Here is a 20,112-nt window from a genome sequence, read left to right as displayed (position 1 = left end):
ATTATTTTATCATCCCTGCTAAGGCATCAATGAACAATGGATTATCGTTCAGGCTTTCCACGAGCTGAACATGCTCCCCTCCCAATGCCCTGAATTCTTCATGGTACTCTACCGTGATTTCGTACAGTGTTTCCAGGCAATCGGCAACAAAGGCAGGACTGAAGACCAACAAACGTTTTTTGCCTTCAGCCGCTAATTTTTTCAACACATCGGTGGTATATGGCTGTACCCAAGGCTCTTTTCCAAGTCTGGATTGAAAACAAACTGTATATTTATCTTTTGGAAGATTTAGCGCTGCAGCAATTAACCTTGCCGTATCGTGGCCCTGAGCAGAATAGCAGAATTTATTCGTATCGTTCAAAGTCTGGCAGCAATCAGCACTTTTTAAGCAATAACTGCCTGTATGATCGCATTTCAACAATTGCCTTTCAGGCAGGCCGTGAAAGCTGAATAACACATGATCATAACTTTCTACCTGATGTTTTCTGGCATTTTCTGCAAAAACCTTAATCATCAATTCGTTATCATGGAATGAGTTGACAAAAGAAACAGGCGGCACTGTTGGCCAATTACTTACCAATTCCATCACCAACTGGATTACAGAGCCCGAGCTTGCAGATGCATATTGGGGAAACATGGGGATTACCTGAATACTTTCAACCAGACCTGCTTTAAGGTTTGCGAGGGCAGATTCAATTGAAGGGCTTTGATAACGCATGGCTAATTCCACATGGTAATCATCTCCCAGCTTTTCCTGAAGCATTTTTGCCTGAATACGGCTATAGTATAAAAGTGGGGAACCATTTTCATTCCATATTTCTTTATATAATTTAGCTGTTTTGGGGCTACGGAAAGGAACAATTATACCTTTAACCAATAGCGTTCTGTTGAGTTTAGGAATATCAATTACCCTTTCATCCATCAGAAACTGATCAAGGTATTTCCTTACATCTGCAGTTTCCGGACTATCGGGTGTTCCTAAGTTTACCAGTAAAATTCCCTTTTTGCTCATTATTAATGAAAATATGTTTTGAAGCGCAAATATCGCTTTTTTATTGATTTCTGCCTATCGCTAAAATGTGATCGTAAACATTTTTTAGTCAAATTTTAATGCATAAGCGTCGCACTATTTGGTTTTATAGAGTTGCCACCAGGGCATATGAGGTTTTTCGTGATGCTCGAAATGATAGCCAAAAAAATAGCAAGTGATGAATGCGAGTAAATGATTCTTTGGCAAGGTTGAAGCATAATGTTCATTATCGTGTTCGCCTTTATGCGGAAGGTAAGTTCCAAAATAAAATAGCTGGAAGGTACTTAGTAAAGCCGGTAAAACCCAGAAAAGAAGGAGGTTTGTTTCATCAATCCATATTTTCAGAACATTGAAAGCTATAGCCATAATGATGAGCTGAATAACAGTGACGTAATTTCGCATAAAGTTTAAATACCATCTCCAGAATCCGTGTGGAGCAAAGTCGGGATCATCGCTGGTGTGAACATGCTGGTGGTGTTGATGGTGTTTGTGGTAAAGCGTGTTGTAAAAAAAACCCGCATAAAGAAATACAGAAACGTATCCTATTACATTATTAATTGTTTTGTTTGATGAGATTGTTCCATGCATAGCATCATGTGCGGTAATAAACAAACCAGTATAGAGATGCATCTGCACAAATATCAAAGGATAAACCCAGTAATTATTCCATTGGAAATTTAGCTGGAGCAGAAAAAACAATAGTGCAAACCAACAGGAAATAACTGTCAATGCGATTACTATTCCATAATTTGAAGGGGATGTTTTCAATGTTGCGTGTTTATACTATGGTAATAACAGCAGAAACGGAGAAAAGTTAGTTATTTCTAAAGCTGTTCAAGAGATGCTTTAACATCTTCCATGAGCCACATAGGTGTAGAAGTGGCACCACATATACCAACCTTATCGTTTTCTGAAAACCAGTTCTTATCGATTTCTTCTACATTGGAAATGAAGTATGAGTTTTCATTGTATTTTTTACAAACATCATAGAGTACTTTTCCGTTGGAAGATTTTTTCCCTGAAACAAAAACGATCTTATTGTAATGACTTACGAAATCTTCCAGTTCCTCATAGCGGTTTGAAACCTGCCTGCAGATGGTATCGTTCGCTTTTACCTCATAACCACGGTTCAGCAACTCATCTTTGACGTGATAAAATTTATCTGTGCTTTTAGTGGTTTGACTGTAAAGTGTGAATTTAGCAGGTAATTCAACGTTATCGAGTTCTGCAAGATCCTGAAAAACGATGGCCTTTCCATCTGTTTGACCTTGTAAACCGATTACTTCTGCGTGCCCATGCTTTCCAAAAATTAAGACCTGCTCATCATCATCATGGGAATTTTTAATCCTGTTTTGCAGTTTTAAAACCACGGGACATGAGGCATCAATCAGGGTGAGGTTATTTTCTAAAGCCAGCTGATACGTAGATGGCGCTTCACCGTGAGCCCTGATGAGTACTTTTTCATTGCGAAGTCCTTTCAGCACTTCGTGATCAATAATTTTCAAGCCCCGTTTGGTGAGTCGCTCCACTTCCTCGTCGTTGTGTACGATATCGCCAAGGCAATATAGATAGCCTTCACTTTCCAAAATATCTTCAGCCATTTCAATCGCGTAAACTACGCCAAAGCAAAAACCCGATGATTTGTCTATACTGACTTGTAAGTTGTAACTCATTGATGCAAAATTAAGCAAAAATATTTGTTCCGGCTGTCATGTACAAGACAACAAAAAAGATAAGTTGTGAAAGAAACATGGCTACACCAATATAGTGTTGTTGCTTGAGGCCTAAAGCGTAATAAAACTTCAATAGGATGATGGAGACGATAAACCAGGCAATAAAATTCTGGAAAGGTATTTTATGCCAGTCCCATTGCCAATAGTCGAATTTCATGGCGACCGGTTCGAGAAAAAAATCGAATATCACCAGAAGCAATGCGCCAAGCAATGAGGCGAGAATGCTGTTCCTGATTTTGAGTGCCTTCATCATTTGTCCGACGCTGAAGATCAGTATTACCCAGTTAATGCCCATTAAAATAGGAACGGCGGCAATCTTATATCCAAGCGTATTGCCATAGTAGTAACTTCCAAATATCTTTCCGGTATGGACGCCGAGTACTTCAACGAGAAATCCACAAACGAATACTCCGCAAACAAAGAGCAGTAATCGTTTGATATCTGCGTTATAAGTAAATACGATTACAGCAAACATTAACAGCAAGTGAAAAGGAACCAGCTTTATAAAGTACGGTTGTGCTGCAGGAATCAAAAAACCAAGCAGACCAACTAAATGGAAAATAACAATTACAGCAACTGCAATTTTCTTAACTTTTAAATCGTCCTGATCGGTCTGCCCTTCCATGTGCCTGTTTTTGAAATGTATTTTTTTATAGAAATCATTGAAATTATCAGAAAAAACAACATTTGAAGCGGATGTAAAATCAAATTAACCAGGACATTTTGTCCGGATAAATAGGAAATCATCATTCTGCTTAAAATGATTAATGTTAATGGCAACAACAGTAATGATATATTAAAGTTTGCGATTAAAATTATTGGTCCGATAATTACCAAAAGCAGGTAAAATAGCAATATAAAGACGTTATTACCAAAACCTGCGAGTAAATTTTTACTGAAGCCAGCCAGGCTTTCGTGCATATTTTTGTACATTCTGCAATGTATCAAGCCATTAGCCAAAAGTGCTTCGGCATTAAATTTCTCCTGCTTAACCAGCTTGATAATTTCCACATCTTCTACCACCTGATTTTTTACCTGCTGGTGCCATAGTTTTTGGCGGTAATCATCGGCATTGAAAAACATGCATTGTCCGCTGGCAGCAGCCAAAGCAGGATTTCGGGATACTTTAACTAGCCTGAGGGGTAGCAAATTTAGTAAAATAAAATGCATCAAGGGAACAGTCAATTTTTCACCTAATGTTTTCATTACCTGATTAGTAAAAACACTCAACAAAGCCAGCTTCCCCATCTCCATCCGGCTAATCAGGCTATTGACTAATCCTCTGCTTAGGGTTTCATCGGCGTCTACGAACAAAAAATACTTGCCTGTGGCCATTGCAGCAAGCTGGTGGCAAGCAAAATTTTTACCCAGCCAGTTTGCAGGAAGTGGTTCACCTTTGACAATGCTGAAGTTAGCATTTACTGAACAAAAATCATTTACGAGGCCGAAGGTATTATCCTCGCTCTGGTCATCCATTACAATGACTTCATAATTGGTGTAATCCTGATTTTTTATAGAATGGAGCAATTCGATAATGTTATCTTCTTCATTGCGGGCGGGAATGAGGATGGAAACTTTGTCGTGATAATGCCTGATTACCTTCGGCAATTTAGGATTAGAGATAAAATTAAAAACTGTGACGGAAAATCTGATGACCAGGAAGATTAAAACTGCGTAGATAAAAAAGCTCATTCGATGATTTGTGTTTGTTTAAGAACAGACTGATCATAGTGTTTATTGTAAGCGCTTTTTAACAATTGCAAACTTACATATTCTTCTGTTTCCCAATTATGGAGATAAGTTTGAACTATGGGTTTTCTTTTTGAAAAGTAATCGGTGAATGTTGCTGCAAATATGATGTTCATTCTCCTTTGACTGGAATTGATCATCTGCATAACACCTTTTTCGAAATGTATGCTTTTTATATGATTTGAATAAAGCTTTCCCTGTGGGAAAATAAGTACCAGGTTATTTGGATCATCTAACAGTTGACCGGCATAATCTAAAGTTGCCAGTACATCTTTTCCTTTACTTTCTGCTGCAAATGCGCCAAGATATTTAAGAAACCAAACCTTTTTGTAATTCTCGGCGCTTACCAGAACATGAAAGTGTTTTTTAAAGAGAAGCTTATTGAGGTAAAAAATAAAAAAACCGTCCCACCAGCTAAAGTGGTTGGCTAAAACCAAAACAGCAGCAGATTCTTTGATTTCCAGTTCGTTAAACCTAAAATGCGAAAAATCTTTTTTAATGATCAGCTTAATGTACCAGGGGAAAAAATTACAGATCAAATTACTTTTAAGCGGTCGATACATGTAGGGAAATTGCAAAAAATCGATGTTAATTGCAAATTTTGCTGCATTTGGGCGTGGATTAATGTAGTCAACTGATAAAGTCCCTGGAGCGAATGAAGGAATTTAGCTTAAATAAACCCTGTCTTCCTCTCCTTCAACATCCATGATTACATCAACATGTTCCTTCAACACTGTTGCGAGTTCAAGGCCGACAAAATCGGTTGCAATGGGGAATATTTTATGACTTCTATCGATAAGCACTACGGTGCGTATTTTTTTATGCGGTGTGTTCAGGAAAACGCCAAGGCCGTAGGCGAGTGTTTTTCCACTGTTCAACACATCATCGACAATAATAATTACTTTATTTTTCCATTGTGTTTCATCGAGATCAGTTTTGGCAACCAGCTTGCTGCTCTCTTTTTGAAGATCGATGCGAAGCATTGTCACTTTCAGTTCGGAAATTTTTTTCAGCACTTTTTCCAGGCGGATGGCCAGTTTATATCCACGGTCCCAGATTCCTGCCAGAACAATTTCTTTTTCGTTCAGATTATCTTCCAAAATCTGATAGGCGATACGATCTATTTTTTGTTGAATCTGTTTCTGATTGAGAATAAGTAATTGCGATGCCATGTATTAAAAGGTTGAATACAAAAAGAACGATTTTAAGGATGAAATTCAAACTATTTAAAAAATAATTTCGATTCACTGCAACGTTTTGGCCTTAGGTGCGTCTTATGAATAACCTTAAAACAAAAACATGAAAACACTAACCATACCTTCGCTGATATTATTTTTGGTAACAGCTGGCTTTCTATCCAGGGCACAGGAGGCTAAAAACTTTCCTGTAAAGAATTTTAACAGCATAGGCGTTAGTAGCGGTATAGACCTTTACCTCATGCAAGGCGGAAGTGAAAATGTGACTGTAAAGTCGGATGAGGCGACCTTAAAAGATATTATAGTGGAACAAATTGGTAGCAATATCAACATTAAGTTCAGGGACGGCATTAGCTGGAGCGGAATGTTTAAAAACAGAATCATCAAAGCCTATGTAAGCTATAAAACTTTAACTGCTCTTGCTGCTTCAGGCGGTTCGGATGTGTTTACGCAGAACCTGCTTAAAACTGAAAAGCTTGCTATCCGGTCATCAGGGGGTTCAGATTTAAAATTAGAAGTTTCCTGTGGGGATATCACCATTCAATCCGGTGGAGGAAGCGATATCGATTTAAAAGGAAAAGCCAATAATATGACTATTCAATCGAGTGGAGGAAGCGATATAGATGCTTACGAGTTTGTTACCGATTATGCAAAGGTACAGGTTTCCGGCGGGTCGGATGTTAATATTTATGTTAACAAAGGCTTAGAAGCGGCTGCGAGCGGCGGTGGCGATGTGAGTTATAAAGGCAATGCAGCATTGAGAAAAACATCAAATTCAAAGAGTGGCGACGTTCACCACGTAAATTAAGAACTTTAGTTTAGTTAATGATAATTCGCCGTTTTGTGGATGCAAAACGGCGTTTTTGTTTCCGATCATTAGGCCCTGCCCTTTTTATATGGGTAGTAAATGAAGTTTGCCCCTTCAGGAACCACTACAAAAATACACATATGGTCTTCAGGCCGTTTGTATGCTTTTAAGAAAGTTTCTTTTTTCTCTTTATTGATAATTCCCTTTTCTACAAATTCTTCCAGGGTTGAGGCCTGTATTGTCCAGTCTGTATTCAGTTCTTCTTTATTCAGGATCAATTCACCAATATTGACTTCATGCTGATGGGCAATGAAAATAGGGTAAGCAGAAATTCCTTCAACCATAATTTCAACAGCTACCTCTTTAATGGCATCTGCATAAAATTGCAAATCTTTCTCCAGACTAACCAGCGGGCTTTCTTTTTTCCCCTGCGATTCGCCGCTACCTTCGGGTGTAGCACTTAACAATTCTTCTCTATCCATATTAATTATTGAATTTTGAATAAGGAAATGAAATTCTATCCTCTTAATTTTAATAATACCACATTTTCTACATGTTGAGTATGCGGAAACATATCTACAGGTTTAATGCGCACCACATCATATTTTTCTTTCAGTAATTCTAAATCACGGGCCTGTGTTGCCGCGTTACAGCTTACATAGACAATTTTATCAGATTCCATTTCTAAGAGGCGCTGCACCACATCGGCATGCATACCTGCTCTTGGCGGATCTGTAATGACCACGTCTGGTCGGCCGTGTGCCAATACGAACTCTTCAGTGAGAATGTCTTTCATATCTCCTGCATAGAAAATCGTGTTGTCGATTCCATTTAACTGAGAATTGAATTTAGCATCCTCAATTGCAGTAGGTACATATTCTACACCCACCACCTGTTTAACGCTTTTTGCCACAAAATTGGCAATAGTTCCTGCCCCGGTATACAAATCGTAAACCAGTTCATCACCTTTAAATCCGGCAAAATCACGGGTGATTTTATATAATTCAAAGGCTTGCTCCGAATTGGTTTGATAGAAAGATTTAACGCCGATTTTGAACCTGATGCCATCCATCTCTTCAAATATGTGATCGCGACCGGCAAAAAGATTGACTTCCTGATCAAAGATGGTATCATTTTTCTTTTGATTCACGATATAGAGTAAGGCGGTAATCTGTGGGAACGCTTGTTTAAGAAATCCCATCAAGCCTTCTACCTGATCCTCTTCAGGGTAGGCAAAAACCACCGCGACCATCACTTCTCCGGTACTGGATGTACGTATAATTAAATTACGCAGTGCCCCTTCGTGGTTGCGTAAGTCGTAAAACGACAAACCATTTTCCAGTGCGTATTTACGTACTGCGTTTCTGATGGAGTTCGAGGGTTCGGCCTGTAAATAGCAATGTTCGATATCGAGGATTTTATCGAAACGAAGCGGAACGTGAAAGCCCAGTGCATTCATGTCGAAATCTTCATCACGCTCTATATCCGTTCTGTCTAACCAACGTTTGTTGGAAAAAGTAAACTCAAGTTTATTCCTGTAATAGCGGTCTTGTGCAGAACCTAAGATCGGTTCAGTATTGGAAGTATCGATTTTGCCGAGACGCTGGAGGGCCGCCTCAACATTTTTCTGTTTAAATTTTAATTGAGAATCGTAACCCATATGTTGCCATTTGCAACCGCCACAGGTACCGAAATGCGGGCAGAAAGGATCCGTGCGTAATTCAGATTTTTGATGTAACTGATCGATAATTGCTTCAGCAAAGTTCTTTTTCTTTTTGGTTAAGCGTACGTCAACTACATCTCCCGGAACTGCTTTATCTACAAAAATAACCAATTCATCGGCCTTGCCAACGCCTTTACCTTCTTCAGCAATATCAATTATCTGTACGTTTGGAATGACCGTTACCGTACCTGGTTTTCTTCTACTCATTATCGTGCAAAGATAAGCGGAAAAGCTGAAAGACTAAAGCACAATGCTCAGGTAAGAATGAATACAAATAATGGCTTGCCCAGGGAAAGTTGTTAAGAAAAAGTTATGGCAGCATCATTTTATACCGGATCAGGAAAACCCGGAATAAAGAAATCAGATTAAGCTCTACTTTCCGAAAAATTTGAATGCAGCTTCCCAGAAGCCATCTGACCAGTTAAACTTTAAGTCAAATTTCTCATCTACTTGTACAGAAAACTCTAATATTTCTTTGCTCATGATAAAAAACCTCCTCTATATTTACAATAATAGCTAATTTATACCGGAAACCATAACAGTTCAAATTAAATTTATGTTAATTTTAGTTTAAAGGCTATTATATTACATTGGGAGGATAGACCAATGGATTAAATTGATTGATAGTGCGTTAGTGGAGGTTTCAACCTGCATGAGTAAGTGGCAGCGCTGCTTTCAGAGAAGTGACCAGCGGTACCATTATTAACACGGAATTTTCTTACTATCTTTCGGTTTTAAATTACTAAATGAAAAAGAAAATACTGTTTATGTTGCTTTTCGCGGCAGCAGCAAGCTACGCTCAAAATACAACTGACTCCTATTTCAAGCTTACCCGCGACGGATTTAACGAAAAGCAGGCTTATAATACCACCGCTTATGTAGAAAAATTCTTCCGCGTTCCAGGCAATACGGGTTTTAATGCAAGTATTCATTATGTTGAACAGATTTTAAAAAATGCGGGATTCGCTAAGCAAAAGCTTAACGAATCGGAGGGCGTACTGACTTACCGCATTGAAAAGCGCCCTATGAAGAATAATACCTGGGAACCTGTAGATGCGCGAATCGATATCGAAGGAAATCCAGAGCCTTTAATTTCTTTCCAGACGAACAGAAACATGATTCCCATTAACTGCACTTCTACGCCTGCAGGGGGAGTTAGCGCTGAAGTTGTATTCATCAGTAACCTTTCGGATGTTGAAAAAACAGATGTGAAGGGAAAAATTATCTTTTCAGAGAATCACCCTTCCAGATTACTGGCTGCTGCGACCAAAGCCGGAGCGATTGGCATAGTTGGCTATTCAATGCCGAAATATACTCAGCCTGAGGTTCATCAAACTTCAATACAGTTTAGCAGCATGAAAGCCAATAGCGAAGTATGGACATTATTATTGTCATATGGAGCAAAAGAAAAGCTAAAAGCTGCCTGCATGAAAGGCATGACTAAGTTGAAGGTTAACATCCAGACAAGAATTTATCCATCAGAAGAATTAACTATTGTAGCTAATGTTCGTGGAAGCGAGCGGCCAGGTGAAAGATTTGTTTTCAGTGCCCACGTTCAGGAACCTGGTGCAAACGATAATGCCAGTGGAGTAGGTACACTTGCTGAAATGGCGAGGTTAACAGCAGAACTTGTTAAGACGAAAAAGATTGGACCTCAGCGCACAATTACCTTTCTATGGGGGGATGAAATTGTATCGACAAGGCGTTATATTACAGAAGACACCACCAGAGCAAAAGGTATTTTATGGGGTATGAGTCTGGATATGGTAGGCGAGGATACCCAAAAAACAGGAGGCTCTTTTCTGATTGAAAAAATGCCTGATCCATCGGCAATATGGACCAGGGGCACAGATAAACATACAGAGTGGGGTGCGGGAGATGTGACAGAAAAAGACCTGTTTCCTCATTATTTCAATGATTTCATTTTTGATATTTGTAAGAAACAAGGCAAGTTTGCCAACTGGACAGTAAATTACAATCCTTTTGAAGGGGGCAGTGATCACACTCCATTTTTACAGCATAAAATTCCCGGCTTGCTGATGTGGCATTTTACGGATGTATTTTACCATACAGATAACGACCGGATAGATAAGGTTTCGCCCACTGAGATGAAGAATGTTGGTGTGAGCGGGCTAACTGCTGCATATACCTTAGTTTCTGCTAACGAATCGACTGCAGCAGCAACTGTTGCACAAGTTCAGGCCGATGGACTTGCTCGTTTAAAAAAGGAGTTTGAGCTGAGCAAAAAGGCACTATCTGCGGGCAAACCGGCTGCTGAAGAGCGGCACATTATTGAAGTATGGAGTAAATGGTATATTGATGCACTGGCAACCATTGGTAAAATGCCTGTTAAAGCAGAAACTACGCGAAAAGGATCTGCTATAAAGGTTGCGAGGGATGATATTGAGAAGCAGACTAGTTTATATCTGAAGGAGCTGAAGTAGTTTAATTTTTATAATTAATTAAATTTATAACTACCTTAATCATCATATCTTTTTCTATAGGATCGCTTTCAGCAATTAATAAGGTAAGTGCTACAAGTGCATTATCAGCAATTCGTTTGGTGCCATCTGATCTGTATAACATTTTATTTCTTTCCAGAAACCAAACGAATAAAAATGCGGCTATTCGCTTATTCCCATCTGAGAAAGAGTGGTTTTTGACGACAAAATATAAGAGATGTGCTGCTTTTTCTTCCAAACTGGGGTACAATTCTTCTCCATCAAAGGTTTGATAAATAGTTGTTAAAGAACTTTCGAAAGATTGATCTTTCTCGTTACCAAAGAGTTTGCTACCACCGAACTTTGTGCGCAAATCATGAATAGCCCCGATTGCCGAATTGTAATCGATACTAAATAAAGTTTTATGATTGGAGACCGTATAATCAAGCTGCTGGTGGTCATACTGATCTAAAATGTCTAGTGCATAAACATAATCAACCAATACCTTGAAAGTGTCTTTAATTTCTGCTTTATCCAGTAAATAACTTTCATGAACATGATGGATTAATTTAACAACCTGCTTAAGCTCATTTAACTTCTGCTCCTGTTCTTTCAGCTTTTTATGATTTAGCACATATCCCTTTAGCAGATAATCTTTAAGAATTCGATTTGCCCAAATGCGGAATTTAGTTGCTTTTGTGGAACTGATCCTGTAACCAATAGATAAAATCATGTCAAGATTATAGACATCAACCCTTCTCTTAACATTTCGAGTCCCTTCTTTTTGAACTATTTCCAAATTGGAAATAGTTGATTCATCCAATTCATTTTCCTTAAAAATATTATTAATGTGCTTATTAACAGCCGGGACTTGAACACCAAACACTACTGCTATTTGCTTTTGATTCAACCATAAAGTATCTTCCTGTACAGCCACTTCAATTTCTGTAGATCCACTATCACTTGTATAAAAAATTATTTCTCCTTGTTTCATCGGTATAATTTACTAAAATATTTAACCTATTTTCGCATCATGCCAAAAGCAATAATTGTTGGTTCAGGGGTTGCAGGGATTGCTTCAGCCATCAGAATGGCCGTAAAGGGTTATGATGTAGCGGTATTTGAGGCTAACGGTTACCCTGGCGGAAAGCTTACCGAAATTTGCATTGATGGGTTCCGTTTTGATGCCGGGCCAAGTCTTTTTACCATGCCACAATATGTGGATGAACTTTTCCAGCTTGCAGGTAAAAATCCAGGTGATTATTTCCAGTATGAAAAATTAGATGAGATATGTAAATATTTCTATGAGGATGGGCTTACATTAACCGCTAAGGCAGACCTGGAAGAATTTGCAAAAGAGATTGAACGGAAAACAAATTCAACTGCTCAGGAAATCAAAAAATTTCTGGCAAAAAGCGAGACAATATACGATGTTACCCACCGGGTATTTCTTGAACGATCTATTCATAAAATCAAAAGCTTTATACATTGGGATACGCTGAAATCGGTATTTCGGTTTGGCGAGATTGATGCATTCAGAACACAGGCAGACGCTAATACTCATTCTTTCAAAGATCAAAGAATAGCCCAGTTATTTAACCGCTATGCGACTTATAATGGTTCAAACCCCTATCAGGCACCCGCAACCTTAAATGTAATTCCGCATTTCGAATATCATTTTGGTGCTTTTATCCCAAAACAGGGAATGCATAGTATTACGTCATCGTTAACCCAACTCGCTAAAGATGTTGGGGTAAAATTCCACTTTAATACAAAGGTGACTGAGATCGTTTATGATAGAGCAAAAGTTATCGGGGTTAAGGAGGGCGATACTTTAATTCCTGCAGAACTAGTGATTTCAAATCTGGATATCTGGTTTACTTACCGTGACCTGCTGAAAAAACTCCCGCCTCCAACGAAATTATTAACTCAGGAAAGAAGCAGCTCGGCACTGATTTTTTACTGGGGAATTAAGGGCCATTACCCTGAACTTGGCCTGCACAATATCATGTTTGCGGAAGATTACAAGGCCGAGTTTGATGCGATATGGGGAGCCAAAGCCATTTATAAAGATCCAACGGTTTATATCAATATCAGTGCTAAACACGTTAAAACTGATGCGCCGGATGGACACGAAAACTGGTTCGTCATGGTTAATGTTCCTGCCAACAACAGTCAGGATTGGGATAGTTTAATCCTGTCTGCAAAGCAAAATATCATCAGCAAAATTAACCGTATCCTCAACAAGGATATTAGCGGTGATATTTTATGTGAGGAAATATTAGATCCCCGTAGTATTGAAATAAAAACAGGCTCTTACCAGGGCTCATTGTACGGAAACAGTTCAAATAATCAGTTTTCGGCCTTTCTGAGGCACTCCAATTTCAGCACTAAAATCAACGGATTATACTTTTGCGGCGGGAGTGTCCATCCCGGAGGGGGAATTCCATTGGCGCTTTTGTCGGCAAAAATAATAGATCAGGAAATAAAAAATGTCGAATAATTGGAATGTGAGATTGTTACTATGCCTTTCCTTTTATTGCTGCTTCCAGTTTTTCACCATCTAGATCGAAAGCATCGACAATGATCTTTGCCTGCGTATAAAAGGGGTCTCTTTCCAGGAGTTTTACTTTTATAAATTCCAATAGTTGCTCGTCGTTAAGATCTTTGATTAGTGGCCGTTTCTGGCGGTTGTGCAGTCTTGATACCAGGGCAGCCGGTGCCATTTGAAGATAAACCGTTTCGCCATGCGTATTCATCCATTGCATATTATCAAAAAAGCAGGGTAATCCCCCACCTGTTGCTACTACACAATGTTCGGGATAATCAAATGTTTTAAGCATTTCACTTTCGTAATCCCGAAAACCGCTTTCACCAAATTCTGTGAAGTATTCAGCAATTGTTTTTCCGGTTTTGGAAACAATCTCTGCGTCAAGATCAATAACCGGACAATCCAGCCGGTGTGCCAGTTGCTTGGCTTTGGTACTTTTGCCGCAGCCCATATATCCGACTAAAAAGATTTTCATCTGTATATTAATTTTAAATTAATGTTAAGCTAATTTTATTCTCGGATCGATGTAAGCATATAATACATCAACAAGGATATTGATGACTACAAAAACTAAGGCTATAAATAATATTGAGCCCATGACCACCGGGAAATCAGACATCTCCAGGGCTGCTACAGTTGTTCGTCCCAAACCATTGTAACCGAAGATGTATTCTACAAAAAAAGAGCCTGCCAATAGTGAGGCGAACCATCCTGAAATGGCCGTAATTACCGGGTTAAGTGCATTTTTTAAGGCATGCTTATAAATGATTGTTTTGCTATCGAGGCCCTTGGCCCGTGCTGTACGGATATAATCCTGAGCGAGTACATCTAACATGGCGCTTCTTGTAAGCTGGACGATGATTGCCAGCGGACGAAGCCCCAGTGTAACCATTGGCAACCAGAGGTTTTTTAGTGTGAGTATTTCGCCGTTAAAAGGATCATAAGAATATAGACTACCGCTCATTTTCAAACCTGTATAATCACTTAATACAAAGCCGAATAACCATGCAATGATGATTCCTGCGAAAAATGAAGGCGCGGATATACCCATGATGGCAAAAGCATTTGCGGATTTATCAATCCATGTGTCTTTATATACAGCAGAAACTACACCCAGAAACACACCAATGATTGTGGCAAAGATCATGGCCGTTAATGCCAGGATAAAAGTATTTGGGACAGTTTCCCCCAGAATATCCCGCACATCTCTCTTTGTTTGATATGAGCTTCTGAGATAAGGCCATTTCAACACCAGGGCTTTGTTAGAAAAATCAATCAGCTTTACATATCTATACTTCTTCGCTGCGGCATCGTCGTTGCCCAAAATACTGATGGGTGAAAGATCGTTCACATAAAGCACAAACTGTTCTGGCCTGGACTTATCGAGACCAAACTCTTTACGAACGGCTTCCAGCGATTGAACGTCGGCCCTTTGTCCCATGGTCATCCTGGCAGGATCTCCGGGGAGGATGTTGAAAAGCACAAAAACAACCAGTATGATACCGGCCATTACCAGTATTCCGTATAATAGTTTTTTTAGTGCGTATGCAATCATTATTTATCGAAATACTTTCTACTCAGCTGGTCGAATGTAGGCACATTGTGATTATGCCATTTATTTACAATTACACCATTTCGTAATAGAATAACACCTGGATTAGCTCTAACCATGCTTTTTAGCGGAACGGCATCGGCATAAAACACTTCTGAAAACAGATTGTTCTTTTTAATGAAGGCTTCGGCATCCTGAGCTGAGTTGGAGGTTAGTAACACTGTGCGGATATTAAATTGCTGGGTGGCGTTTATGGCTAAAGCATTCAGTTTTGCGATAGCCCTTTCATTTGTATTACGCAAGTCGTACGCCACAAAAACCAGACTATAATATGGATTTTCGATCAGCTCTTTAGTGTAATCGGTACCTGAAGCATCCGTTATAATGAGGTCTTTAATTTTGGGCTCGTATCCCTTTTTAACGAGGCGTTTAATGGGCTCTCCAATTATTTCCCAGTTATTATCTTTCCAGATTTCCGTTTTAAGGTATGCTTTGTCGCTCATATCCTTTTCTTCTTTTGTTTTCTTGTTTTTGAGGTGATACATAATCTCAAATTCATCTGGTTTTTCTCCGGAAGGGATGACCATTAATGAAGGAATGTGGGCGCCCACTTTATAGGGAAGAAAATCGATAACAGGCAAAACGTTGTAGGTAAAAAGGCCGAAACCCAAAGAAATAAGGGTAACAACAATTGCAATATTGCGCTGTGAAGATTCTTTATTGAAAAGTGGTTTGATGCGATCTTTGTATAAAAAGATTACTATAATTAATACCAGCAAAATCAAGTCTTTGCTAAAAGATTGCCAAGGTGTTAAGGGGATAGCATCTCCGAAGCAACCACAACTGGTTACTACTTTAAAAGCTGCAGAAATGAAGGTTAAAAGGGTAAAGAATATGATTAGCAACAGTAAACCCCAGGCTACCTTTTTGCTCCAGAAGCCCAACAATAAAAGAGCACCCAGAACAATTTCGAGCGTGCATAACAGAATGGCTATTGATGTGGCTGCACCGTTAAGAAAATTAAGATGGAAAACCTCGAAATACTCTTGTAACTTATAGCCAAAACCGAGCGGATCATTTGCTTTAATTAAGCCTGAAAATATAAAAAGTGCACCTACAAAAAATCGGGAAAAGCCTAAAGCAATATTTTTCATTATTTAACTCCTAATTTAATCAACGCAAAAACTGAATAGTTGAGCATATCCTGGTAATTGGCCTTAACTCCTTCAGATGCGAGGGTTTGTCCTTCATTGTCTTCTATTTGTTTGACACGAAAAATCTTCATCAAAATCAAGTCCGTTAGTGAACTGATGCGCATATCCCTCCAGGCTTCGCCATAATCGTGGTTTTTCGCAAACATAAGGTCTTTAGTTTCCTTAACTTTTTCCTCAAACAAACGTTCTACGAGCTCATACTGAAGTTCATTCGGATCAGCATCAGTTAATTCGAGCTGCATCATGGCTATTACACAATAGTTTACAATCCCTATATACTCGGAGGTGGCACCCTCTCCTACCAGGCTAACTTTTTTTTCCTCCAGCGTACGGATACGCTGCGCTTTGATAAAAATCTGATCGGTAATAGAACTTGGCCTTAAAATGCGCCAAGCGGTTCCGTAATCTTTTGTTTTTTTAAGAAATAAAGACCTGCAAACTGCGATCACTTCATCAAATTCTATAGCGGTATTTGTTTGTGCCAATTCGGTAAAATATTTAGTTTTAATGTATTTTTGCTGCGAAACAACAAAAGCTAAAGATACATTTTTAAAGCGAAACCCAAATCCCGAAAGGGTTTATTATGGCCGAAAAAAACTTTTTTGAACCCCGTCAAACTTTAAATATCAAAGGTAAACTGATTGATTTAAGCACGGCAAAAGTTATGGGAATAGTTAATATTACTCCTGATTCTTTTTACAGCAGCAGCCGTTCAAAATCTGTTGACGGCGCACTTCGCAAGTCGGAACAATTGCTGAATGAGGGCGCAACCTTTATTGATATTGGGGGATATTCTTCCCGTCCTGGTGCAAAGGACATTTCCACAGAAGAAGAGCTGGCCCGATTAATTCCCGTGGTTGAAAATATCAGTAAGGAACTACCTGAAGCGATTATTTCTATTGACACTTTCAGGGCTAAGGTTGCGGAAGAGACGATATTGGCAGGTGCGCATATCATAAACGATATTGCCAGTGGCGATATGGATAGCGGTATGTTTGAAGTTGTTGCCAGACATCAGGTGCCCTATATGATTATGCACATGCAGGGTACACCACAAAACATGCAGCAAAATCCCGTTTATAAACATGTAACCCTTGATGTGATTGATTACTTAGCCAAAAAAGTTGCTGCACTGAAAGCAATACATATTCACGATATTATCATTGATCCCGGTTTTGGTTTCGGCAAAAGCATTGCACATAATTATCAGTTATTAAATGAAATGGAAGACTTTAAAATATTTAATCTTCCGGTACTAGTGGGGTTTTCAAGAAAAGGGATGATCCATAAAGTATTAGGCAATACTGCAGCTGAGGCACTGAACGGAACATCTGTACTGAACACCATTGCACTGCAAAAAGGGGCGGGTATTTTAAGGGTACATGACGTTAAGGAAGCGGTAGAGTGTGTGAAACTAGTTGAAATGCTGCATTCATAATTTTTGAATATATAAAACTCAAAATTGTAAACTGCTAAGGGTTTTGCTATCTTGTGCCTAAATGAAAGGACTTGATTTCGATTTCGTGCAGTTTACGGTTACCGACGTGGTGGATATTGTGCTTGTGGCGCTTTTGATTTACTATGTCTACACCCTAATCCGTAATACCCTTGCTGTAAACCTTTTGGTAGGCATGCTTATCATTGCGATTTTTTATCGAGTGGTAGATGCCCTGCATATGAAATTGCTCACTACCATTATTGAAAAGTTTATGAGTGTGGGCATTATCGCACTTATCGTAATTTTTCATCCAGAAATACGGCGCTTTCTGCTACTTATCGGTAAGAATGCTTTTCTGCAAAAAAACAAAGCCTGGTGGGGTTATCTGTTTGGACGGAAAGAAATTGAACGAAATAACTTAACGCGAATAAAGCCCATTATTGATGCATGCAAAACCATGAAAAAAACCCGTACGGGGGCTTTGATTGTATTTGTAAAGTTTTATGATGAGCAGTTTTTTGCGAATAGCTGCGAAGTGGTGGATGCAAAAATCTCAAAACGCCTGCTGGAGAGCATATTTCAGAAGAATAGTCCACTGCATGATGGTGCGGTGGTGATTTCTGAAAATAAGATTAAAAGTGCCAGCTGCATTTTACCGCTAACGGATAATGACCAGTTGCCTTCGCAATTTGGTTTAAGGCACCGGGCAGGTATTGGTGTTTCAGAAACTACAGATGCCGTGGCGGTGATTATCTCAGAAGAAACAGGCGAGATTTCTTATGCCAAACAAGGCAGGGTAAGAATGAATGTATCGTTTGGAGAGCTTGAGAAATTACTCAACAAAGATTTTTGAGTGAGGTAATACTAAAGAATGAAGAATCGGCAAACGATAGAACAATTCTCTATTGCCGATTCTTCATGATAATTTTCTAGCAATATTGCTCAAACGCGCCAATCAGATTATCAGCAATCATTTGTGCCGGACGGCCTTCGATTTGATGACGTTCGATCATATGAACCAGTTTACCATCTTTGAACAAAGCCATAGCTGGCGATGATGGAGGGAAAGGCATCATGTGACTTCTCGCCTGATCTACAGCTTCTTTTTCCATTCCAGCAAAAACCGTTACCAGTTTATCAGGGTGTTTTGCGTGAGCTGCTGCTGCTCTAGCTGCAGGACGAGCGTTAGCCGCCGCGCAACCACATACAGAGTTTACAACAACAAACACAGTTCCCTCACCTTTAATGGCTTGATCAACTTCCTGTGCATTTTTTAATTCTTCAAAACCTACGTTAGTTAATTCCTTACGCATTGGTTCTACTAAATATTCCGGATACATTATGTTAGTTTTTTTAATTACAGTTTTACCGTACAAAAATAAGAAAATCGGATGTCATGCAACATCCGATTTATATTTTTAAGGTAAAATTAAGCTTATGCTTAATGGAAACCTTTAAAGAAGTTATCATATGCCTGAGGGTGGGTTAATGCACCAACTACAAACAATATGATTATACCAATAAACAGCACACTCAATATTGTAGCAATCATCCCACAGATTTTTCCTGCTTTTGCATTTTTATAGGACGATTCGCTATATAATCCTGGATTCTGATGATATTTTTTTACATCGCCAGCACCCAGAATCCACGCGATAATACCGAAGACGATGCCGAATATGCCGTAAAAGCAACATGCCGGCAGTGCAATAATTCCTAATACCAACGCAGCTGTTGCGTTAGGGAGATTTTGCTGTCCCATTCCAAAACCACCTTGAAACTGTCCAAATGGCGGAGGTTGCTGAAACGGTGGAGGAGCAGAAAAGCCGGGGTTAACCGGTGGTTCTGTACTGCTTTCGTTTTTACTTAAATCTATAGGCTTGTGCTCGTGAGAATTATCTTGTTCTTCTGACATAGATTAGCTGATAAGTTGATGAGTAGATATTTTATAAATGTAGTTGATTAAGATAATTATTGCAATACCTGCGTAAGCGATTTTAATTATGCTGGCACCTGTTTTAACATCCATGCTAAGGTGAATGATGGCAAACACCGCAAGAAAAAGGATAGGCATAGTTGCGGGATAAAACCGGAATGACTCTGCAATATTACCTTTAAATAATGAGATGACTGAACGCTGGAAGCCACAGCCCGGACAATCAAAGCCAAAGTAAGCTTTGACAGGACATGCAAAAAGATGATGACTAAGCCAGTCAGCTAAACTGTTATGATTCGCCATCGATACTGACTAATTTACCTTGGCCGCTTTTCCAGGTTTTATATTCTTCCAGGTCTTTAAGAACCTGTTTATAAACCAGATTTAAAACAAAAATATCATCTATAAAACCTAAAACCGGAACAAAGTCGGGCACTACATCGATCGGAGAAAGAAAATATACCAAGCCGCCGAGTATGGCAATAATTGAGCGTTTAGGAATTGCGGTGTAGTTTCCATTGATAAAATCTTTCGAAACGGCTAACAGCAATACCATTTTATCCCAAACGCCTTCTAAGTCACTTCTATTGGATACGGCTTTTCCGAGCGCATTTTCGACGGTGACGCTGGCTTTTGATTTATCTTTTAGGATCGCTGACGCTCTGCTCTGCGATTTTTTGAAAAGATTCAGTATTTTATTTGTGCTCAGACCCATACACAAGATACAGCAATTACCAATCC

The 20,112-nt window shown here is 39.1% G+C and carries 24 protein-coding genes; 5 read left to right on the top strand and 19 right to left on the bottom strand.

The features are described 5' to 3' along the window. Window position 1: 1 nt before the first annotated feature. The 7 genes from hemH to AB669_RS16280 form a co-directional block, all read right to left on the bottom strand. Window positions 2-1,012 carry a ferrochelatase gene (hemH, locus tag AB669_RS16310; RefSeq protein ID WP_047800315.1) on the bottom strand — a complete coding sequence of 337 codons (1,011 nt, stop codon included), beginning with the start codon at window positions 1,010-1,012 and terminating at the stop codon, window positions 2-4. 114 nt (window positions 1,013-1,126) lie between these two features. Next, window positions 1,127-1,759: a fatty acid desaturase gene (locus AB669_RS16305; protein WP_369799773.1), complete on the bottom strand. Its 633-nt coding sequence runs from the start codon at window positions 1,757-1,759 to the stop codon at window positions 1,127-1,129. Window positions 1,760-1,854: 95 nt separating this feature from the next. Continuing rightward, entirely contained in the window at window positions 1,855-2,703 is an 849-nt protein-coding gene (locus tag AB669_RS16300) for a 4-hydroxy-3-methylbut-2-enyl diphosphate reductase (protein ID WP_047800313.1), read from the bottom strand. 10 nt (window positions 2,704-2,713) lie between these two features. Then, window positions 2,714-3,388 carry a carotenoid biosynthesis protein gene (locus tag AB669_RS16295; RefSeq protein ID WP_053058436.1) on the bottom strand — a complete coding sequence of 225 codons (675 nt, stop codon included), beginning with the start codon at window positions 3,386-3,388 and terminating at the stop codon, window positions 2,714-2,716. After that, window positions 3,358-4,455, bottom strand: coding sequence for a glycosyltransferase family 2 protein (locus tag AB669_RS16290; RefSeq protein WP_047800312.1), 1,098 nt, complete (start codon window positions 4,453-4,455; stop codon window positions 3,358-3,360). Before AB669_RS16290 ends, AB669_RS16295 begins: the two co-directional genes overlap by 31 nt. Further along, window positions 4,452-5,075: a 1-acyl-sn-glycerol-3-phosphate acyltransferase gene (locus AB669_RS16285; protein WP_047800311.1), complete on the bottom strand. Its 624-nt coding sequence runs from the start codon at window positions 5,073-5,075 to the stop codon at window positions 4,452-4,454. The genes AB669_RS16290 and AB669_RS16285 overlap by 4 nt, the downstream gene beginning before the upstream one ends. Before the next feature lie 102 nt (window positions 5,076-5,177). Then, window positions 5,178-5,684, bottom strand: coding sequence for a phosphoribosyltransferase family protein (locus AB669_RS16280; RefSeq protein WP_047800310.1), 507 nt, complete (start codon window positions 5,682-5,684; stop codon window positions 5,178-5,180). A 127-nt stretch (window positions 5,685-5,811) separates the two neighbouring features. Between AB669_RS16280 and AB669_RS16275 the strand changes: the two genes are divergently transcribed. Beyond that, window positions 5,812-6,516: a head GIN domain-containing protein gene (locus AB669_RS16275; protein WP_047800309.1), complete on the top strand. Its 705-nt coding sequence runs from the start codon at window positions 5,812-5,814 to the stop codon at window positions 6,514-6,516. Between the two features lie 68 nt (window positions 6,517-6,584). Here AB669_RS16275 and AB669_RS16270 read toward each other — a convergent pair whose 3' ends face one another. The 3 genes from AB669_RS16270 to AB669_RS16260 form a co-directional block, all read right to left on the bottom strand. Then, window positions 6,585-6,998, bottom strand: a complete 414-nt coding sequence (locus tag AB669_RS16270) for a hypothetical protein (protein ID WP_047800308.1) — start codon at window positions 6,996-6,998, stop codon at window positions 6,585-6,587. Between the two features lie 35 nt (window positions 6,999-7,033). Beyond that, window positions 7,034-8,446, bottom strand: a complete 1,413-nt coding sequence (gene rlmD / locus AB669_RS16265) for a 23S rRNA (uracil(1939)-C(5))-methyltransferase RlmD (RefSeq protein ID WP_047800307.1) — start codon at window positions 8,444-8,446, stop codon at window positions 7,034-7,036. 165 nt (window positions 8,447-8,611) lie between these two features. Continuing rightward, on the bottom strand, window positions 8,612-8,722 hold the full coding sequence (locus AB669_RS16260; RefSeq protein WP_047800306.1) for a hypothetical protein: 111 nt from the start codon (window positions 8,720-8,722) through the stop codon (window positions 8,612-8,614). Between the two features lie 263 nt (window positions 8,723-8,985). On the opposite strand from AB669_RS16260, the gene AB669_RS16255 reads away from it, so the two are divergent. Further along, entirely contained in the window at window positions 8,986-10,683 is a 1,698-nt protein-coding gene (locus AB669_RS16255; protein ID WP_047800305.1) for a M28 family peptidase, read from the top strand. A gap of 1 nt (window position 10,684) precedes the next feature. On the opposite strand, the gene rhuM is transcribed toward AB669_RS16255, so the two are convergent. After that, on the bottom strand, window positions 10,685-11,674 hold the full coding sequence (rhuM, locus tag AB669_RS16250) for a RhuM family protein (protein ID WP_047800304.1): 990 nt from the start codon (window positions 11,672-11,674) through the stop codon (window positions 10,685-10,687). 39 nt (window positions 11,675-11,713) lie between these two features. Between rhuM and crtD the strand changes: the two genes are divergently transcribed. Further along, window positions 11,714-13,183, top strand: a complete 1,470-nt coding sequence (gene crtD, locus AB669_RS16245) for a 1-hydroxycarotenoid 3,4-desaturase CrtD (protein WP_047800303.1) — start codon at window positions 11,714-11,716, stop codon at window positions 13,181-13,183. Window positions 13,184-13,202: 19 nt separating this feature from the next. On the opposite strand, the gene AB669_RS16240 is transcribed toward crtD, so the two are convergent. The 4 genes from AB669_RS16240 to AB669_RS16225 are packed head-to-tail and all read right to left on the bottom strand — an operon-like array spanning window position 13,203 to window position 16,482. After that, window positions 13,203-13,706, bottom strand: coding sequence for a shikimate kinase (locus AB669_RS16240; protein ID WP_047800302.1), 504 nt, complete (start codon window positions 13,704-13,706; stop codon window positions 13,203-13,205). A gap of 24 nt (window positions 13,707-13,730) precedes the next feature. Beyond that, window positions 13,731-14,786 carry an ABC transporter permease gene (locus AB669_RS16235; RefSeq protein WP_047800301.1) on the bottom strand — a complete coding sequence of 352 codons (1,056 nt, stop codon included), beginning with the start codon at window positions 14,784-14,786 and terminating at the stop codon, window positions 13,731-13,733. Next, window positions 14,786-15,937, bottom strand: a complete 1,152-nt coding sequence (locus tag AB669_RS16230) for a BT_3928 family protein (protein WP_047800300.1) — start codon at window positions 15,935-15,937, stop codon at window positions 14,786-14,788. The genes AB669_RS16235 and AB669_RS16230 overlap by 1 nt, the downstream gene beginning before the upstream one ends. Beyond that, window positions 15,937-16,482: a DUF1599 domain-containing protein gene (locus AB669_RS16225; protein ID WP_047800299.1), complete on the bottom strand. Its 546-nt coding sequence runs from the start codon at window positions 16,480-16,482 to the stop codon at window positions 15,937-15,939. Before AB669_RS16225 ends, AB669_RS16230 begins: the two co-directional genes overlap by 1 nt. Window positions 16,483-16,580: 98 nt before the next feature. Between AB669_RS16225 and folP the strand changes: the two genes are divergently transcribed. Further along, window positions 16,581-17,435: a dihydropteroate synthase gene (gene folP, locus AB669_RS16220; RefSeq protein ID WP_047800298.1), complete on the top strand. Its 855-nt coding sequence runs from the start codon at window positions 16,581-16,583 to the stop codon at window positions 17,433-17,435. Window positions 17,436-17,496: 61 nt separating this feature from the next. Further along, window positions 17,497-18,288, top strand: coding sequence for a diadenylate cyclase CdaA (cdaA, locus tag AB669_RS16215; protein ID WP_047800297.1), 792 nt, complete (start codon window positions 17,497-17,499; stop codon window positions 18,286-18,288). 76 nt (window positions 18,289-18,364) lie between these two features. Here the strand turns inward: cdaA and AB669_RS16210 are convergent, their stop codons facing one another. From AB669_RS16210 to AB669_RS16195, 4 genes are all read right to left on the bottom strand, one after another. Continuing rightward, window positions 18,365-18,775, bottom strand: a complete 411-nt coding sequence (locus AB669_RS16210) for a BrxA/BrxB family bacilliredoxin (RefSeq protein ID WP_047800296.1) — start codon at window positions 18,773-18,775, stop codon at window positions 18,365-18,367. A gap of 101 nt (window positions 18,776-18,876) precedes the next feature. Further along, window positions 18,877-19,350, bottom strand: a complete 474-nt coding sequence (locus AB669_RS16205) for a CCC motif membrane protein (RefSeq protein WP_197082414.1) — start codon at window positions 19,348-19,350, stop codon at window positions 18,877-18,879. A 3-nt stretch (window positions 19,351-19,353) separates the two neighbouring features. Then, window positions 19,354-19,674 (bottom strand): DUF2752 domain-containing protein, encoded by a 321-nt coding sequence (locus AB669_RS16200; protein WP_047800295.1) that lies wholly within the window; start codon window positions 19,672-19,674, stop codon window positions 19,354-19,356. Next, complete coding sequence (locus AB669_RS16195) at window positions 19,661-20,086, bottom strand: YkvA family protein (RefSeq protein ID WP_047800294.1); 426 nt, start codon at window positions 20,084-20,086, stop codon at window positions 19,661-19,663. The genes AB669_RS16200 and AB669_RS16195 overlap by 14 nt, the downstream gene beginning before the upstream one ends. Window positions 20,087-20,112: the final 26 nt, after the last annotated feature.

Source organism: Pedobacter sp. BMA (genome assembly GCF_001027745.1).
Lineage (GTDB): Bacteria > Bacteroidota > Bacteroidia > Sphingobacteriales > Sphingobacteriaceae > Pedobacter.
This window is presented reverse-complemented; position numbering and strand designations above follow the sequence as displayed.

Bases quoted from the DNA above. Each gene is read 5' to 3' on its own strand.
- hemH (WP_047800315.1), bottom strand. From the start codon at position 1,012: ATGAGCAAAAAGGGAATTTTACTGGTAAACTTAGGAACACCCGATAGT.
- AB669_RS16300 (WP_047800313.1), bottom strand. From the start codon at position 2,703: ATGAGTTACAACTTACAAGTCAGTATAGACAAATCATCGGGTTTTTGC.
- AB669_RS16295 (WP_053058436.1), bottom strand. From the start codon at position 3,388: ATGGAAGGGCAGACCGATCAGGACGATTTAAAAGTTAAGAAAATTGCA.
- AB669_RS16290 (WP_047800312.1), bottom strand. From the start codon at position 4,455: ATGAGCTTTTTTATCTACGCAGTTTTAATCTTCCTGGTCATCAGATTT.
- AB669_RS16285 (WP_047800311.1), bottom strand. From the start codon at position 5,075: ATGTATCGACCGCTTAAAAGTAATTTGATCTGTAATTTTTTCCCCTGG.
- AB669_RS16280 (WP_047800310.1), bottom strand. From the start codon at position 5,684: ATGGCATCGCAATTACTTATTCTCAATCAGAAACAGATTCAACAAAAA.
- AB669_RS16275 (WP_047800309.1), top strand. From the start codon at position 5,812: ATGAAAACACTAACCATACCTTCGCTGATATTATTTTTGGTAACAGCT.
- AB669_RS16270 (WP_047800308.1), bottom strand. From the start codon at position 6,998: ATGGATAGAGAAGAATTGTTAAGTGCTACACCCGAAGGTAGCGGCGAA.
- rlmD (WP_047800307.1), bottom strand. From the start codon at position 8,446: ATGAGTAGAAGAAAACCAGGTACGGTAACGGTCATTCCAAACGTACAG.
- AB669_RS16260 (WP_047800306.1), bottom strand. From the start codon at position 8,722: ATGAGCAAAGAAATATTAGAGTTTTCTGTACAAGTAGATGAGAAATTT.
- AB669_RS16255 (WP_047800305.1), top strand. From the start codon at position 8,986: ATGAAAAAGAAAATACTGTTTATGTTGCTTTTCGCGGCAGCAGCAAGC.
- rhuM (WP_047800304.1), bottom strand. From the start codon at position 11,674: ATGAAACAAGGAGAAATAATTTTTTATACAAGTGATAGTGGATCTACA.
- crtD (WP_047800303.1), top strand. From the start codon at position 11,714: ATGCCAAAAGCAATAATTGTTGGTTCAGGGGTTGCAGGGATTGCTTCA.
- AB669_RS16240 (WP_047800302.1), bottom strand. From the start codon at position 13,706: ATGAAAATCTTTTTAGTCGGATATATGGGCTGCGGCAAAAGTACCAAA.
- AB669_RS16235 (WP_047800301.1), bottom strand. From the start codon at position 14,786: ATGATTGCATACGCACTAAAAAAACTATTATACGGAATACTGGTAATG.
- AB669_RS16230 (WP_047800300.1), bottom strand. From the start codon at position 15,937: ATGAAAAATATTGCTTTAGGCTTTTCCCGATTTTTTGTAGGTGCACTT.
- folP (WP_047800298.1), top strand. From the start codon at position 16,581: ATGGCCGAAAAAAACTTTTTTGAACCCCGTCAAACTTTAAATATCAAA.
- cdaA (WP_047800297.1), top strand. From the start codon at position 17,497: ATGAAAGGACTTGATTTCGATTTCGTGCAGTTTACGGTTACCGACGTG.
- AB669_RS16210 (WP_047800296.1), bottom strand. From the start codon at position 18,775: ATGTATCCGGAATATTTAGTAGAACCAATGCGTAAGGAATTAACTAAC.
- AB669_RS16205 (WP_197082414.1), bottom strand. From the start codon at position 19,350: ATGTCAGAAGAACAAGATAATTCTCACGAGCACAAGCCTATAGATTTA.
- AB669_RS16200 (WP_047800295.1), bottom strand. From the start codon at position 19,674: ATGGCGAATCATAACAGTTTAGCTGACTGGCTTAGTCATCATCTTTTT.
- AB669_RS16195 (WP_047800294.1), bottom strand. From the start codon at position 20,086: ATGGGTCTGAGCACAAATAAAATACTGAATCTTTTCAAAAAATCGCAG.